This is a genomic window from Leeuwenhoekiella sp. MAR_2009_132 (assembly GCF_000687915.1).
In the GTDB taxonomy this organism is placed as follows: Bacteria; Bacteroidota; Bacteroidia; order Flavobacteriales; family Flavobacteriaceae; genus Leeuwenhoekiella.
In genome coordinates, this window is the sequence record NZ_JHZY01000004.1 from 535,210 (window position 1) to 550,418 (window position 15,209).

The 15,209-nt window shown below is 36.0% G+C and carries 10 protein-coding genes and 1 tRNA gene; 5 read left to right on the plus strand and 6 right to left on the minus strand.

Annotated features, from left to right (window positions below):
- Nucleotides 1-35 precede the first annotated feature (35 nt).
- From P164_RS10780 to porU, 5 genes are all read right to left on the minus strand, one after another.
- Nucleotides 36-1,736 carry a pyruvate dehydrogenase complex dihydrolipoamide acetyltransferase gene (locus tag P164_RS10780; protein WP_028376398.1) on the minus strand — a complete coding sequence of 567 codons (1,701 nt, stop codon included), beginning with the start codon at nt 1,734-1,736 and terminating at the stop codon, nt 36-38.
- Between the two features lie 4 nt (nt 1,737-1,740).
- The gene (pdhA, locus tag P164_RS10785; protein ID WP_028376399.1) at nt 1,741-2,742 is read right to left on the minus strand and encodes a pyruvate dehydrogenase (acetyl-transferring) E1 component subunit alpha; all 1,002 of its coding nucleotides are present in this window, start codon (nt 2,740-2,742) and stop codon (nt 1,741-1,743) included.
- A 163-nt stretch (nt 2,743-2,905) separates the two neighbouring features.
- The gene (locus P164_RS10790; RefSeq protein ID WP_028376400.1) at nt 2,906-3,388 is read right to left on the minus strand and encodes a cytidine deaminase; all 483 of its coding nucleotides are present in this window, start codon (nt 3,386-3,388) and stop codon (nt 2,906-2,908) included.
- 74 nt (nt 3,389-3,462) lie between these two features.
- On the minus strand, nt 3,463-4,620 hold the full coding sequence (gene porV / locus P164_RS10795) for a type IX secretion system outer membrane channel protein PorV (RefSeq protein WP_028376401.1): 1,158 nt from the start codon (nt 4,618-4,620) through the stop codon (nt 3,463-3,465).
- A gap of 36 nt (nt 4,621-4,656) precedes the next feature.
- Nucleotides 4,657-8,538 carry a type IX secretion system sortase PorU gene (porU, locus tag P164_RS10800; RefSeq protein WP_028376402.1) on the minus strand — a complete coding sequence of 1,294 codons (3,882 nt, stop codon included), beginning with the start codon at nt 8,536-8,538 and terminating at the stop codon, nt 4,657-4,659.
- Nucleotides 8,539-8,750: 212 nt separating this feature from the next.
- Here porU and gldJ point away from each other — a divergent pair, with 212 nt between their 5' ends.
- Both gldJ and P164_RS10810 read left to right on the plus strand, forming a co-directional pair.
- Nucleotides 8,751-10,448, plus strand: a complete 1,698-nt coding sequence (gene gldJ / locus P164_RS10805; RefSeq protein WP_028376403.1) for a gliding motility lipoprotein GldJ — start codon at nt 8,751-8,753, stop codon at nt 10,446-10,448.
- Nucleotides 10,449-10,532: 84 nt separating this feature from the next.
- Complete coding sequence (locus P164_RS10810; RefSeq protein ID WP_028376404.1) at nt 10,533-11,825, plus strand: UDP-N-acetylmuramoyl-tripeptide--D-alanyl-D-alanine ligase; 1,293 nt, start codon at nt 10,533-10,535, stop codon at nt 11,823-11,825.
- Between the two features lie 58 nt (nt 11,826-11,883).
- Here the strand turns inward: P164_RS10810 and P164_RS10815 are convergent.
- Nucleotides 11,884-11,958, minus strand: a tRNA-Val gene (locus P164_RS10815).
- Between the two features lie 182 nt (nt 11,959-12,140).
- On the opposite strand from P164_RS10815, the gene P164_RS10820 reads away from it, so the two are divergent.
- The 3 genes from P164_RS10820 to P164_RS10830 all read left to right on the plus strand — a co-directional run bounded on the left by P164_RS10820 (nt 12,141) and on the right by P164_RS10830 (nt 15,203).
- Nucleotides 12,141-13,076 (plus strand): sugar phosphate isomerase/epimerase family protein, encoded by a 936-nt coding sequence (locus P164_RS10820; protein WP_028376405.1) that lies wholly within the window; start codon nt 12,141-12,143, stop codon nt 13,074-13,076.
- Nucleotides 13,077-13,241: 165 nt separating this feature from the next.
- The gene (locus P164_RS10825; protein ID WP_028376406.1) at nt 13,242-13,916 is read left to right on the plus strand and encodes a response regulator transcription factor; all 675 of its coding nucleotides are present in this window, start codon (nt 13,242-13,244) and stop codon (nt 13,914-13,916) included.
- A 3-nt stretch (nt 13,917-13,919) separates the two neighbouring features.
- A complete protein-coding gene (locus P164_RS10830; protein ID WP_035899769.1) occupies nt 13,920-15,203 on the plus strand; it encodes a sensor histidine kinase in 1,284 nt (427 codons plus the stop codon).
- Nucleotides 15,204-15,209: the final 6 nt, after the last annotated feature.

Sequence of the window (15,209 nt, forward strand, 5' to 3'; positions counted from 1 at the left end):
TTTAAATTATAATCTATTTGTAAACTGTCAACGTATTAGGTCAACATTAAAATAGGATTTTCTATATACATTTTTAAAGTCTGTAAAAATTGAGCACCAGTAGCACCATCTACAGTACGGTGATCACAAGCCATAGATAAGGTCATTGTGTTGCCCACTACAATTTTACCCTCTTTAACCACTGGCTTTTCAATAATTGCACCCACAGAAAGTATTGCTGAATTGGGTTGATTTATTATTGAAGTGAAGTTTGTAATGCCAAACATACCCAGGTTAGAGATCGTAAATGTACTACCCTGCATTTCTTCGGGCTTCAGTTTTTTGTTGCGTGCTTTACCCGCAAGCTCTTTTACCTCTGCATTTATTTGCTGTAATGATTTTTCATTAGCAAATTCCACTACAGGAACCACAAGACCGTCTGGTACTGCAACTGCAACACCTATATGTACATGTTTATTTAAACGCATCTTATCATCAAACCACTGTGAGTTTACTTGAGGATGCTGCTTTAAAGCGATAGAAACCGCCTTAATAATCATATCATTATAAGAAACCTTAGTGTCTGGCAATTGATTGAACTGACTGCGAAAAGCAATCATATTCTCCATATTAAACTCTACATTTAAGTAATAATGCGGTGCTGTAAATTTAGATTTACCAAGAGATTTTGCAATCGCTTTACGCATTTGAGAATTACTAACGTCTTCATAGCTTTCTTCACCGGTTGCAACAAACTGCTGAACGCTAGCTCTTGTGGCTGCAGGAGAATAATTCTCCACATCCTTACGCACTACTCTTCCGTTTTCTCCACTACCTGATACTTTAGAAATATCTACACCTTTTTCTTCTGCTAATTTTTTTGCTAAAGGAGATGCAAAAACACGACCATCTGCAGATGATGAATTTTGAGGTTTTGAAGCTTCTTTTTTAGTTTCTTCTTTCTTTGGAGCTTCTTTTTTAGATTCTTCTTGTTTAGGAGCCTCTTTCTTAGATTCTTCCTTCTTAGGCGCCTCTTTTTTAGAAGTTTCTTTTTTAGCTGATCCGCTTTTATTACCGTTTATAATACCAGAAACATCTGTACCCTCTTCACCTATAATAGCAAGTAAGGCATCAACCTTTGCAGTTTCCCCTTCTTGTATACCTATATGTAGCAAAGTACCTTTGTAAAAGGACTCAAACTCCATCGTTGCTTTATCAGTTTCGATTTCTGCAAGTATGTCGCCTTCCTCTACTTTATCACCTACTTTTTTCAACCAGGAAGCAACAGTACCTTCCTCCATTGTATCACTCAATCGAGGCATAGAAATTACCTCAACGCCTTCTGGAATATCAGAACTTTCAGCATTATCAGATGATTGTTCTTCTGCATCATCGCTAGAATCCTCCTGAGTTTCTTCTTCTTCCTCTTTAGAGTCGTCGGCATTTTGTTCTTTAGAATCAGATTTAGACGCTGATTCAGAATCAGAGCTTCCGTCAATCAATCCTGAGATATCTTCTCCTTCTTCACCTATAATGGCTAAAAGAGCATCTACGTTAGCAGTCTCTCCCTCTTGAATACCTATATGAAGTAGCGTGCCTTCGTAAAAAGACTCAAACTCCATAGTAGCTTTATCGGTCTCAATTTCTGCAAGTATATCGCCTTCTTCTACTTTATCACCTACTTTCTTAAGCCAAGATGCAACGGTTCCTTCTTCCATTGTATCACTAAGGCGAGGCATTTTTATTACTTCTGCCATACTATTATACTGGTTTATGTGCTAAAAATGGATAATCTTCCTGCTCGTAAACAACATCGTACATAATTGATTTATCTGGAAATTCACTTTCTTCAGCAAATTTCTCACACTCTGCAACTCGTTTCTTTACGCGCTTATCTATCTCTTTTAATTCTTCTTCGGTTGCATATTTTTTCTCTAACAAAATATCCTTAACCTGAGTAATCGGGTCAATTTTTTGATATTCTGCAACCTCATCTTTAGTTCTATATTTTTGAGCATCACTCATAGAGTGACCTCTGTAACGATATGTCTTAAGTTCCAAAAATGTAGGACCATCTCCACGTCTTGCTCTTGCTATCGCCTCATCAAAAGCTTCAGCCACAGCAACAGGATTCATCGCATCAACAGGACCACAAGGCATCTCGTAACCCAATCCCAATTTCCAGATATCTTCGTGATTTGCAGTACGCTTTACTGAAGTTCCCATTGCATACCCGTTATTCTCTACACAAAATACAACCGGAAGTTTCCAGTTCATCGCCATATTAAACGTCTCATGTAAAGAACCCTGACGCGCCGCACCATCTCCGAAGAACGTTAAGGTTACCGCATCACGCTTAAAGTATTTATCTCCAAAAGCAAGACCCGCTCCTAATGGAATTTGCCCTCCTACGATACCGTGACCTCCGTAAAAACGAAATTCTTTAGAAAATATATGCATAGAACCACCTAACCCCATAGAGGTACCGGTTTTTTTACCATACAGTTCTGCCATTACACGTTTAGGATCTTCTCCCATACCTATAGGCTGCACGTGATTACGATATGCAGTGATCATTTTATCTTTTGTAAGGTCCATTGCATGCAATGCACCTGCAAGAATAGCTTCCTGACCATTATATAAGTGCAAGAACCCTCTTACCTTTTGTTGAATATAGACTTGAGCTAATTTATCTTCAAACTTGCGCCAGAAGGACATCTCTTCATACCAGTTCAGGTATACTTCTTTTGTGATTTCTTTCATTAAATATGGGTTTATCTATACACCAGCTCGTCTTAATTTGACGAATAACAAAAATAGTATATTCAAAAGGAAGAGAGAAAGTCTTTCTCTAAAAAAAACACTACTCTTTTAATATTGAAAAGCAGATCGTATTAAGACTGCTTAAGTACTATTTTATACTATATTACAGGTACTCCTGTGTAAAAAGTAATGGTAGAAGATTTTGTAGCGAATCACTTTTAAATACACTACCCCGTTCTCCCATAAAAAAGATCTCTATAGGCTGTTTTTGCTTTACCTCATATTCTGCAATAGCCTGTCTACAAGAACCACAAGGAGGAATAGGTGTTAATGTCTCTTTATTTTTTGCTTTTGCTGAAATTGCCATCATTTTAATAACAGCATTGGGATAATTTGCCCCCGCATAATATATCGCCGTACGTTCTGCACAAAGGCCTGAAGGATAGGCTGCATTTTCTTGATTATTGCCTTTTATAACCTCACCGTTATCTAACAAAATCGCTGCGCCTACATGAAACTGGGAGTAAGGTGCATATGCTGCATCTCTAGCATCAAACGCCGCGAGCATTAAGTCGTGTGCATCTTTCGGCAATTCTGAAAGATCATCATAAACATCAAGTTCAGATTGAATCTGTATTTTTTTCATCTATAAATTTAAAGTAGCCTACACTATTGCTGATTTCAAATATTAATTAGAGCAAGCTGATTAGAGAATACATATTAATACTCAGAATATTCATCTCCAAAACTGAAGGTTATTCCAAAACGTAATGTATTTTCTAAAGGATTGCGCACCTGAGTTGTAGAAAAGAGGTAGGAAACATCAATATCAACTGCAGTATATCTAAAGCCTAAACCTAAGGTTGCAAATTTACGAGCTCCTTTTAAATCGCTTTCATTAAAATAACCTGCTCTAAAAGCAAATACATTATCATAATTATATTCTGCTCCTAAAGACCATGTAACCTCTTTAAGCTCTTCGCTTATTCCGTTAGGTGCATCTCCAAAAGATTGAAAAACACCTTCAAAAAAGCCTATAGTCTGATATTCTGAATTATCAGTGCCGTCTATAACTCCATCACCATTAAAATCCTGAGGAGAAGGAACGAGTAATTTATTAAATTCGAGTCCTACAGCAACTGTATTATAAGGATCTAATATAAAATCAAACCCACCTCCCAGTCTTAAGTTTGTAGGTATAAAATTTTCCTGCCCTGCATCGTCATATTTGATTTTAGGACCTATGTTAGAGATATTAAAACCACCGCGCCATCTGCCATCAAAATCATTGTAAGAGATTTGCTCAGATTGATAATATCCTGCAATATCTACACCTAGAGAACCAGCAGCACTCGCATCTTCATCCTGTACCTGCAGTTTTAAATTACTTCTTAGGTAACGTCCTGCAACCGCCATAGAAAAACGGTCTCCTAAACGCAGTGCATAAGAAATATCTAATGTAAACTCATTAGGGCTTAAAATTAAAGGATTATCTATTTGCGCCTCATTATCTACAGCCTCTATTTCTCCAAGACTAAAATAACGCAGACTCCCTGCAAAAGCGCTACGATCGCTAAACCGGTTATAATAGGTAATCTGCCCTAAAAATATGTCGTTCACTAATTGACTTAAGTAGGGTGTATAATTAAACCCAACGCCCTGTTGCGTTTCTATAAAAGCATATTTAGCAGGATTCCATTGTTGTGAGTACGCATCAGGACTTGAAGCAACACCTTGATCTCCCATACCAGCAGAGCGTGCATCTGCCGCAATCGCTAAAAAAGGAACACCCGTGGTAATAGGGCGACCTTCAACATCTTGTGCTGCGGCAGGCAAAACACTTACTAAAACAAGTAAAAAAGGTAGAAGTTTATTCATTAAAGTGGCGCTTTTTGACAAATATATATTAAATGCTTATAGGATGACTAATTTCTCAAATTTTTCAACCTTCTTATTCGTTAACGTAGATTTAACGGTAATCTTATACACATAAACGCCTTTTCCTATTTTTTGTCCGAAATCATCTAGACCATCCCACGTGAGTTCTCTAGATAAAAATCCAGTTGTGCTCACGATTTGATTTATCGTCTTAACAACTTTACCCGAAATTGTAAAAATCTGAACCTGTACTTCTAGTGGTTCATAAGGTCTGTTATGGTTAAACCAAAACTCTGTATAGTTTACAAAAGGATTGGGATAATTAAGTACATTTTCTAATTTCAATTCATCATCACCCGCAACAATAAATTGTAAATCTGCTGTTGATGAATTGTTATAGGTATCCCAGGCTATAACCGTAACGGTATGCAATCCAGGCTCTAAATCTCTAAGTTTACGTAGCGCTCTACCTAAATTAAAGTTATCTGTATCACTCTCATAAAAATCATTAAGAAGGATGGGGTTTTCTTCGTCACCATCTAAAATCGCTATTAAATCATGTCCTATTCCGCTTGCGGTATTGATACCATTTATATCTTCCAACTTAACTAAAAGTGTAGGTGATATATTTGTAATGCCCCCATTTACAAAGCCTTCATCATTCATATACAAATTAATCAAAGGCCCCTCGTTGTCTTCAGGCGCATTCTCATTTAAGCCACCTACAAGTATTCGTTGATCTACACCTGCCTGATCTTCTAGTCCTGCATCACGTTTGCTGTAAAAATTAACCCGCCCATTTCCCAAGGGTATTGTAGCATCTTTAGGAACCACAAAATCAAACGTAAACATTCCGTTCTTCACACTCGCCTGCCCTCTGTATAAAATAGCCCCTAATGTTTTAAAATCTAGAATTAATAAATTTCCGGCTTCATCTGTTGTACCGTCGTTACCCAGTGTCTGCCTGTTTACATACTTGTCATAAATAGTAGTTGCCAGATCACCGGTGTAATCTTCTATACGATTGCCCGAAACGTCAACCACCTCCCCGCTCATCTTTATACGACTCAAGGCTTTCAAAGTGTCTGTCTGCTGAGTTACCGGAATATCATTTATCGTCGTAAGTCTAATATTAGGCTTAGCAAAAGCTAATTTCATCGCGGGGTCTCCTATATAGAAAATCACCCGGCGGTTATCGTCATTTATTTGATTTTTAGTCTCTCTCAGATTTTCGGCAACACTTTTTATTTCATTTGTACCAAAGGAAAATAGGTCTGAAGTAAGTTGCCTGTTAAAAGCAACACCCAACCTCACAGAAATTTCTCGTGTAGTTGCTACAAGGCCCACCGCTCCACCATCAGAGTTCCAGAATAATTCTTCTCCCGCCGCCGTACGATTAGGATTATCAAAACGGGTAAACTCACACGTTACCGTTACAATTACCGGAAGCTTATCTGTATTATTTAAATTCTGAGCATTTTCACGCGTGAAAATAAATTCTGAAGCCAGCGTATTTTCGCCACCATGACCCAGATACGCCATAACTAATGCACCTACCTCTAGTTCGTTTGAGATCGCCTCATTGACCTCGGGATATCTGTTGCCACCAGCTGATGACTGCTGCTGATAACTGTCACTGTGTATTTTTTTTACATTTATAAATGGTTTCTCAATCTGAATCTGATCTCCAAGGGCATCAATTGTAGATTCTAATTCTGCAAACTCCCAGGGTAAGTCAACATCATCACTTACTAACACAAAATTATTGCGCCACCTTCCTAAAGCAGCCTGTGAATCGTATCGTATTATTTTATCAACAACAGCATTTGCAAGTTGTGGTGTATCTGCTAAAATTCTTCCCACCGCCACATCAAGACGATCTGCTCCGCCATTACCAGCGGGACTTCCATTCTCAATAACTCCCTCGTTAAGATCTAGTGAACCAAAATAATCATCGCTCATATACGACTGCGACTGCGAGAAGCTGTGATACGTATTAAATGTGGGGACTATATTGTTATTATTTGCAATACGATCTTTATAATCAAAAGAAGTATCCCCAAAAAGGCATAAATATTTAAGACGGGTATCTACTGACGAAGCATTATCATACACATAGCGCACTAAATTACGTATGGCTCCTATATCTGCATTTCCAGAATTAAACTCGTTATAAATCGCATCTAGCGTGAGTACTTTAACATTTAAATTTCTATAATTTCTGTTGTGAGTTGCTAAACGCTCTGCCTGCGGCCGTAAGAGTTCTGATGTAATTATTAAATAATCTACATCTCGAAAACCACCACTACCCTGAAAGATCGTGCCTTTAATATTTTGATTTTGCACTAACGAATTTCCATTATCGCGTAGCGGAAGATAAAAATCCTGAGGGTTAAGCGCTACATACTTATGCTGCACACCCAGCTGCGCCTTAAAACTAAAATTTGAAGCACTTTCTGCATTTACTATTGAAGTTATGGCTGTTTTATTAGTAACATCCCAAATTTCAGAAAATTCGGAAGCATTACTTAATTCAAAGCGACCTACTCCTAATGTATTTGCCGTACTATTTTTTGAAAAAGCCAATTGAACTCCGGTTCCTGCTAATCTTCGCTCTGCTCCTATCGCTATAAAATCTAGAAACCCCGTTCCCGAAGGATTGCCGTTGTTATTATAATTAAGCGTTAGATTCAATTGATCTCCATCTACAAGGACAGGCGGGTTTGATACGGGAGTAAAAAAACTATTATATGAAGCATCACGCGCTAAAATAGACTCATTAATAGCTTGTATATTTAACGTGGCAATTCCATTCCCGTTTAAGTTTACCGTAAAAGACGTAGGTGATTCTGAAATCGCAGCGGTATAAAGTCTAAGATTTACTGGGGTTGTTGTAACTCTATTCGGAAAATTAAACTCAAAACTTTGTTCATTTTCAATATCAAAACGCTCCCCAAACCAGCGTCTGCCGAGATTGAGTAAATTTTGCTCGTCTAACTCGTGGTATTGGTAATCATCAAATGTGTTAATCACAACATCTGCAATCGCAGCAGGTTGTTGCATTTCTTTTATACGCAAACCAGAACCTCCAGAAGCGGTAATAAAATAAGAAGTTCTATCTGCATAGGCATTAATATGCGTTAGACTTTCAGCATTAAAACCCTGTGAGCCTTCGGCGTAAAATAATATATAGTCTGTATCATCAAAACGGGAATCATCTTCTCCTACAACCTTAATGGTATTTTCCTGTGGGTCAAACAACAAATTATCTGCATTACGTAAGGGTAACATAGCACCACCGTTTCCATAAATTTTTAAATTTTGCGGATTGATTGCATTAACATTCATTCCCAATGACTCCAGAAAACTTTTATCGAGTTTATAAATTCCGGTTTTCTCTACATAGAATTTATAAATAGCTCCAGAAGCAAGCACAGAATTTTTAGTTTCTTGTAGAACTGCAGAACGATTTGATTTAAGACGTTGTTCACTATATTCTATTCTAAATGACTCAATACGTTTTAAAATCTTATTCTCGTAAAATATAGGTGAAAAATCAAATTCAAAATATGTTTCTCCCCGAGCAGTAGAAATGCCTGACTTAAATTGAAAGTCTTCAGTGATCGTATTTATATCTAAATCCTTTAAATCTTGCTTGCTTATTATTTTTGTTGAAACTGGAATAAAATTCACTGAAGCTGGAGACGCACTCATATTCATTTTCCATCTATTATGATATTTAATACCTCTAACAGGTGAATAACTGAAAAATTCAGGCTCAAAACCAGTTACAGATTTTGGCCTTGCTTGAGTAGAAACATTTACAGATTCGCTCCAGTTTATAACAAACTCTTTATTCTGCGCAAATACAGCACAAAATGCAAAAAGCAAAACGACATACAGTATAAAAATTCTCATTAGGTAATTTACAAGGCTTTGCAAAATAAGTAAGAAATCTAACATAATTCATTTTAGTGTATTAGATATACTAAACAGCACGGTTTTTCGTTTGAAAGGAGCTAACTCACTGTATTAATTGACTTAGTATTTGCATAACTTATAATTTTATTGCAATTTGACTGCTTTATATTATATTGCAGTCCCAAATTTCGCTTAAAGAATTTACACCTATGAATAGGAATCTTGTGCTTAAATCGCTCAGCTTCAGCCTTGTTGCAGTATTACTTTCAAGCTGCGGAGGCAAAGGCAAAGACTACAAAAACAGCTCTAGAGCCACAGGCTGGAGTATTAATGACAGAGATGGCGGTTTTCAAGCCAATACAGACTATAAAGAGCAGGAAGCTGCTCCCGGTTTAGTCTTCATTGAGGGCGGTACCTTCACAATGGGTCAGGTTCAGGATGATGTGATGCACGATTGGAATAATACTCCAAATCAACAACACGTACAATCTTTCTATATGGATGAGACCGAGGTAACCAACCTTATGTATCTAGAATACCTTGATTACCTAAAAAAGGTATTCCCTCCAGAAGAAGCAAACTATCGCAATATCTACTACGGCGCTTTACCAGATACTTTAGTGTGGCGTAACCGTCTTGGTTTTAACGAGACAATGACAGAGAATTATCTGCGTCACCCTGCTTATGCCAGATATCCTGTAGTAGGAGTTAGCTGGATACAAGCTGTAGAATTCGGAACCTGGAGAACAAACCGTTATAACGAATTTGTGTTAGAACAGGAAGGCTACACTCAAAAAGGAGCCAAATACAATGTAGATGCAGAATCTACATTTGACACTTACACCTACTTACAATCGCCGAGTTTAACTTATGGGGGGCAAGATGATGTAATACGAGGAGGAAGAGCTTCTGCACAGCGTGAGAAAGCAAATACTCCAAAAGCAAACCCGAATAATCCCGGAGGAAGCCCTGAGGCTAAAGACATTTATGTACAAATGAAAGATGGTATTATTTCTACTACAAAATATCGTCTACCTACCGAAGCAGAATGGGAATATGCCGCTTTAGGACTTGTAGGAATAAGAGAATATAACGTTTACCGTGGTAGAAAAAAATATCCTTGGGATGGTGCTTACACACGTTCTGGTAATCGTAAGACACGTGGTGATCAATTAGCTAACTTTAAACAAGGAGATGGTGATTACGGCGGTATCGCAGGTTGGTCTGATGACAATGCAGATATTACTGCAGAGATTAAATCGTATGCTCCTAACGATTATGGGTTGTATGATATGGCCGGAAACGTTTCAGAATGGGTAGCTGACGTATACAGACCTATTGTAGATGATGAGTACAATGATTTTAACTACTACCGAGGTAACGTTTATACTAAAAACGCTATAAATGAAGATGGTACTGTTAAAGTACTTACAACTGCAGATATCGTTTTTGACACCCTTGATAATGGTAAAATTATTGCACGTAACCTACCTGGAGAAATTTTACAGGTTCCTGTTAACGATGACGATACCTACTTAAGAACTCAGTTTTCTGAAAGTGACAACCGTAATTTTAGAGATGGTGACAAACAATCTTCTCGATATTACCAAAGCTTCTCAGACTCAGAATCTACAAATGATAGAATGTATGATTCTCCTATTAACAAAATATCAGCAGGAGAAAATGGTTTGAATAAAGAATACGATAAAGCAAATGATCGTACTACTTTAATAGATGACGAGGTTCGTGTATATAAAGGTGGATCCTGGAGAGACAGAGAATACTGGTTAGATCCTGCACAACGCAGATACTTACCACAATCTATGGCTACAGATGATATTGGCTTTAGAAATGCCATGTCACGAGTAGGATCAAAAGCTACTAAAAATAAAACACCTAGAAACTAATTTTAGATCTACGGTACCTTTCATAAAGTATTAATAATTAATGCCCTCAGCTTTAGCTTTGGGCATTTTTTTTAACTGATTACTATGGAAATAAATGATATACACTCACTTTTCTTAGAAAGTAAAGGAGTAACTACAGACACACGGAAAATAAAACGAGATACGATCTTCTTTGCCTTAAAAGGAGACAATTTTAACGGAAACACCTATGCGGTAGAAGCTCTAGAACAAGGAGCATCATATGCGATTATTGACGATAAGGATTTTGCATCAGGTGATAGCCGAATAATTCTAGTAGCAGATGCACTTAAAACACTTCAGGATCTTGCACACATACATAGAAAGCACTTAGACATTCCTATATTAGCATTAACTGGCAGTAATGGCAAAACCACTACAAAAGAATTAATTAACTCCGTTCTTTCTAAAAAATTTAAAACAGTTGCTACTCAGGGCAATTTAAACAACCATATAGGAGTGCCCTTAACCCTGCTATCTATGACTTCAGATACTGAGTTTGGGATAGTAGAAATGGGTGCAAATCACATAGGTGAAATTGAACAACTAACAGAAATTGCAGCTCCAGATTTTGGTTATATAACAAACTTTGGCAAAGCTCATCTAGAAGGTTTTGGCGGCGTTGCAGGTGTTATTAAAGGTAAAAGTGAACTTTACACTTACCTTATAGGACATAAAGGAACTTTATTTTTAAATCTCGATGACCCCATTCAAAAGAGTAAAATAGGCCAAACACATAGCTACACATTTAGTCAATCTAAAGATTCTGATGTTCATTTTACGTATAAAACAGCAAACCCATTTGCATCCTTAATTTTAAATAATCAACATCTCAAAAGCAATTTGATAGGTCAGTACAACACAATAAATATTGCGGCGGCTGCTGCAATAGGCTGCTACTTTAAAATAAATACCGAAGATATTATAAATGCTATTGAATCTTATATTCCCTCTAATAACAGATCTCAGATCATTGAGCGGGAAGAACAAACAATAATTCTTGATGCCTACAATGCAAATCCTTCAAGTATGGAAGCTGCATTAAACAATTTTGCCGGTTTAGAAGCAAAATCTAAAATTGCATTTTTAGGAGATATGTTTGAACTGGGAGAAAGCGCAGTAGAAGAACACCAATATATTGCTGATTTAGCACGTAATTTAGATCTGGAAAATATTGTTTTTCTTGGTGAAAATTTTAAAAAAATAAAAACTAAAAACCACCAATTTGAAAATATAAAGGATCTTGAAGAAAAAGGACTTCCTGCTGAAATTTCCTATTTGCTTCCGCAGGCGACTATTTTAATTAAAGGTTCAAGAGGGATGAAGCTAGAAGGTATCTTAGATCTTTTAAATAATTAATCTACTATACAAAAGAATTAGAAGAGGGTTTTATCTGAAGATAAAACCCTCTTTTATGTGGGATATATTGGATTCGAACCAATGACTTCCACGTTGTCGACGTGACACTCTGAACCAACTGAGTTAATATCCCTAAAAGAAAGTAAAGCTAATTAAGTATTTGAATACATACAATGTATTTTAGTCTTAAATTAAATCACAATCTCAGGATACTCGTTTGTATAATTAAAAACTCAATACGTATTAAAGTAAGTAATTTATCATCTATAGTAATTAGAAAAACTTAATTTTAAAATGTAAACAAATTAGATATTTATGAAAATACAACCTTTTCAATTTAAAAATGTAAAACTTGTAGGACTTGCTCTAGCTTCCGTTTTGTTATTTTCTTGCGGTGATCAAAAGAAAAAAGACAGCAGCGATGAAGTTGAAGTAGTAAGCCAGGATTCAATTGAAACAGCGCAATTTGGTGGTTTAGCACTTTATACATTGCGTGATGCAATGACAGAAAATGCAGAAACAACCTTACAAACAGTCGCAGGAGACGGTTATGCATATATTGAAGCAGCCGGCTATGAAGAGGGAAAATTTTACACTATGACTCCGCAGGATTTTAAATCATTTTGTGAGGGTATTAATTTAAAACCCGTAAGTACACATCAGGGTTCTGTAACTTTAGAAAATGCAGAACAGATGATTGCAGATGTAAAAGCAGCAGGTTTTCAATATTTTGTTATTCCTGTACCTCCTATGGGTAGGTTTACTTTTGATCAGGAAACAATGACAATGGGTATGACAGGTACTGTTGAGGAGCTCACAAAAATTCTAAATACTCTCGGGGAGCAGTGTAATGCTGCCGGGTTACAATTGCTATATCACAATCATGATTTTGAATTCAAAAAAAATGAGAATGGAATAGTACCTATTGATTACTTGCTTGAAAACACTAACTCTGAATATGTTAACTTTCAAATGGACCTGTATTGGGTGACTAAGGCAGGTGCAGATCCTGTCGCTTATTTTGAAAAGTATCCTGGCAGATTTAAATTATGGCATGTGAAGGATATGGATGACGAAGGAAAATTTGCTCCTGTAGGAGAAGGTAAAATTGACTTTAAACGTATTCTTGCTGAAAAAGAAAAGTCTGGGATGCAATATTACTTTGTAGAACAAGATCAAACTTTTAACCACACACCTCTAGAAGCTATTAAGATTAGCCATCAAGGCCTAGAGACTATAGGATTTCAATAATACTAAAATCATACTATCTATTTAAAAAGCCGGCTGCCTTTAAAGGCAGCCGGCTTTTTTTATTTTATCTAAAAAATTGAGATTTCGTTAATCAAAAGAAGCTTCTTGCAATCTTTAGTTTCTCTTTAGAATTTCAGAGTACATTTATTCTGTTATTTTTAAACTATGAAATATCTAATCGCCGAAGACGAATTTGATTTGCAAAAATCAATTGCAAACTATTTAAGCCGAGAAGCTAATATCTGCGAGACAGCTTCAGACTTTATTGAAGCTTCAGAAAAGTTAGATCTTTATGAGTATGACATAATTATACTTGACATAAATTTAATTTCAGGAAGCGGGTTAGATCTGCTTAAAACACTAAAAGCGCACAACAAAAAATCTGGTGTTATTATAATTTCGGCAAATAACTCTTTAGAAAATAAGCTGGAAGGTCTAGATCTGGGAGCAGATGATTACATTACAAAACCCTTTCACCTAGCTGAACTTAATTCGCGAATTAAAGCTGTTTTAAGACGCGGAAAGTTTGGAGGCGATGACTTTATTAGATTTGAAGAAATTCGATTAGATACACAAGCTAGAACTGCTTACGTTGATAATAGACCTATCTCACTTACCCGTAAAGAATATGACCTCTTACTCTTTTTTATTACCAATCAAGATCGCGTTTTATCTAAAGCAATTATTGCAGAACACTTATGGGGAGATGATAGTGATATGCTAGATAATTTTGATTTTATCTACGTGCATATTAACAACCTTAGAAAAAAGCTAACTTCAAAAACTGCAAAATATATACAAACAGCGTATGGGTCAGGTTATAAATTCACAGCAAACTAAACCGTGAACAAACCTAAAAAACATCTTCTTCAAAAAGCATCTAAAGCCTTTTTAATAAATGGTCTTATAATTATGCTTATTGCTGCTGTGGCACTTTATTTTTATACTAAGTCACTTCTGGAAAATGAGATTGAAGAAGAGTTGTATTCTAATAAAGATCGCGTAGAACGCCTATTAGTTACAAACCCAAAGTTATACGCTATTCCACCAATAATTGTGGTAGAAAAATCAGATGATGTGCTTCCTGCTTTACTAAAAGACACACTCATCTATGATCCTTTACAAGACGAAGTAGAGCTTTTTAGACAATTATCTGGAACCAAAAAGGTAAACGGAATGACCTATAAAATAACTGTAAGAGCTATGGTTATTGAGTCTGAAAACATTTTATATGCAATAGTTTTTATATTCTTAACCCTCATATTTATTGCTTTTGTCTTTATTTTCTATCTGAATAAATCAAGAAATGCAAAACTCTGGAAACCCTTTTTTGTAAATCTAGATAACGTCAAAGCATTCAGTATAAAATCTGAAAACCCTTTAAAACTTGAGGAATCTGATATTATAGAATTTGACGAACTTAATCAAGAGCTTACCCATTTAACATCAAAGGTTCAAATAGATTACCGAAACCTCAAGCAATTTACTGAAGATGTATCGCACGAAATGCAAACACCACTTGCGATTATGCAGGCAAAGATAGAAACCATGTTTAATGACAATACTTTAAACGATAGCCAATACGAGCAACTTTCTTCTTTGCAAAGTGACATACGCCGGTTAAAACTACTTAACAAACGGCTTATTTTATTAGCTAAGATTGAAAATGAACAATTTACTAGCGAAGAAATATTTGTATTAAATGACCTCATCGAAGAAATTCTAAATAATTTTAAAGAGCTTACCCCTTCAAGATTTACCATTGAATCAAATTTTCCTCTAAAAATAAAGATGGATAAATACCTCGCGCAAATCTTATGCACTAACTTAATATCAAATGCTGTAAAGTATAATCAAAGGGATGCTTCTATCCTAATAAATTATACTAAGAACACATTTAAAATTTCAAATACAGGTGATAGTGCATTGAAGCAACCCGAATATGTTTTTGATAGGTTTTATAAGGAAAGTTCAAAAAAAGACTCGAGCGGCTTAGGTCTTTCAATCGTTAAAAAAATATGTGATCGCTATGGTTTTAAGCCCTCTTATTCCTTTCAGGAAAATTTAGAAAATAGCACAAACCAGGGTTATCATCAATTTGAAGTTACTTTTATTCCTTCTACTTAGAACTTT

Coding starts and splice junctions, on each gene's coding strand:
- P164_RS10825 (WP_028376406.1), top strand. CDS start 13,242: ATGAAATATCTAATCGCCGAAGACGAATTTGATTTGCAAAAATCAATT.
- gldJ (WP_028376403.1), top strand. CDS start 8,751: ATGAATAGGAATCTTGTGCTTAAATCGCTCAGCTTCAGCCTTGTTGCA.
- pdhA (WP_028376399.1), bottom strand. CDS start 2,742: ATGAAAGAAATCACAAAAGAAGTATACCTGAACTGGTATGAAGAGATG.
- porU (WP_028376402.1), bottom strand. CDS start 8,538: ATGAGAATTTTTATACTGTATGTCGTTTTGCTTTTTGCATTTTGTGCT.
- P164_RS10820 (WP_028376405.1), top strand. CDS start 12,141: ATGAAAATACAACCTTTTCAATTTAAAAATGTAAAACTTGTAGGACTT.
- P164_RS10780 (WP_028376398.1), bottom strand. CDS start 1,736: ATGGCAGAAGTAATAAAAATGCCTCGCCTTAGTGATACAATGGAAGAA.
- porV (WP_028376401.1), bottom strand. CDS start 4,620: ATGAATAAACTTCTACCTTTTTTACTTGTTTTAGTAAGTGTTTTGCCT.
- P164_RS10810 (WP_028376404.1), top strand. CDS start 10,533: ATGGAAATAAATGATATACACTCACTTTTCTTAGAAAGTAAAGGAGTA.
- P164_RS10790 (WP_028376400.1), bottom strand. CDS start 3,388: ATGAAAAAAATACAGATTCAATCTGAACTTGATGTTTATGATGATCTT.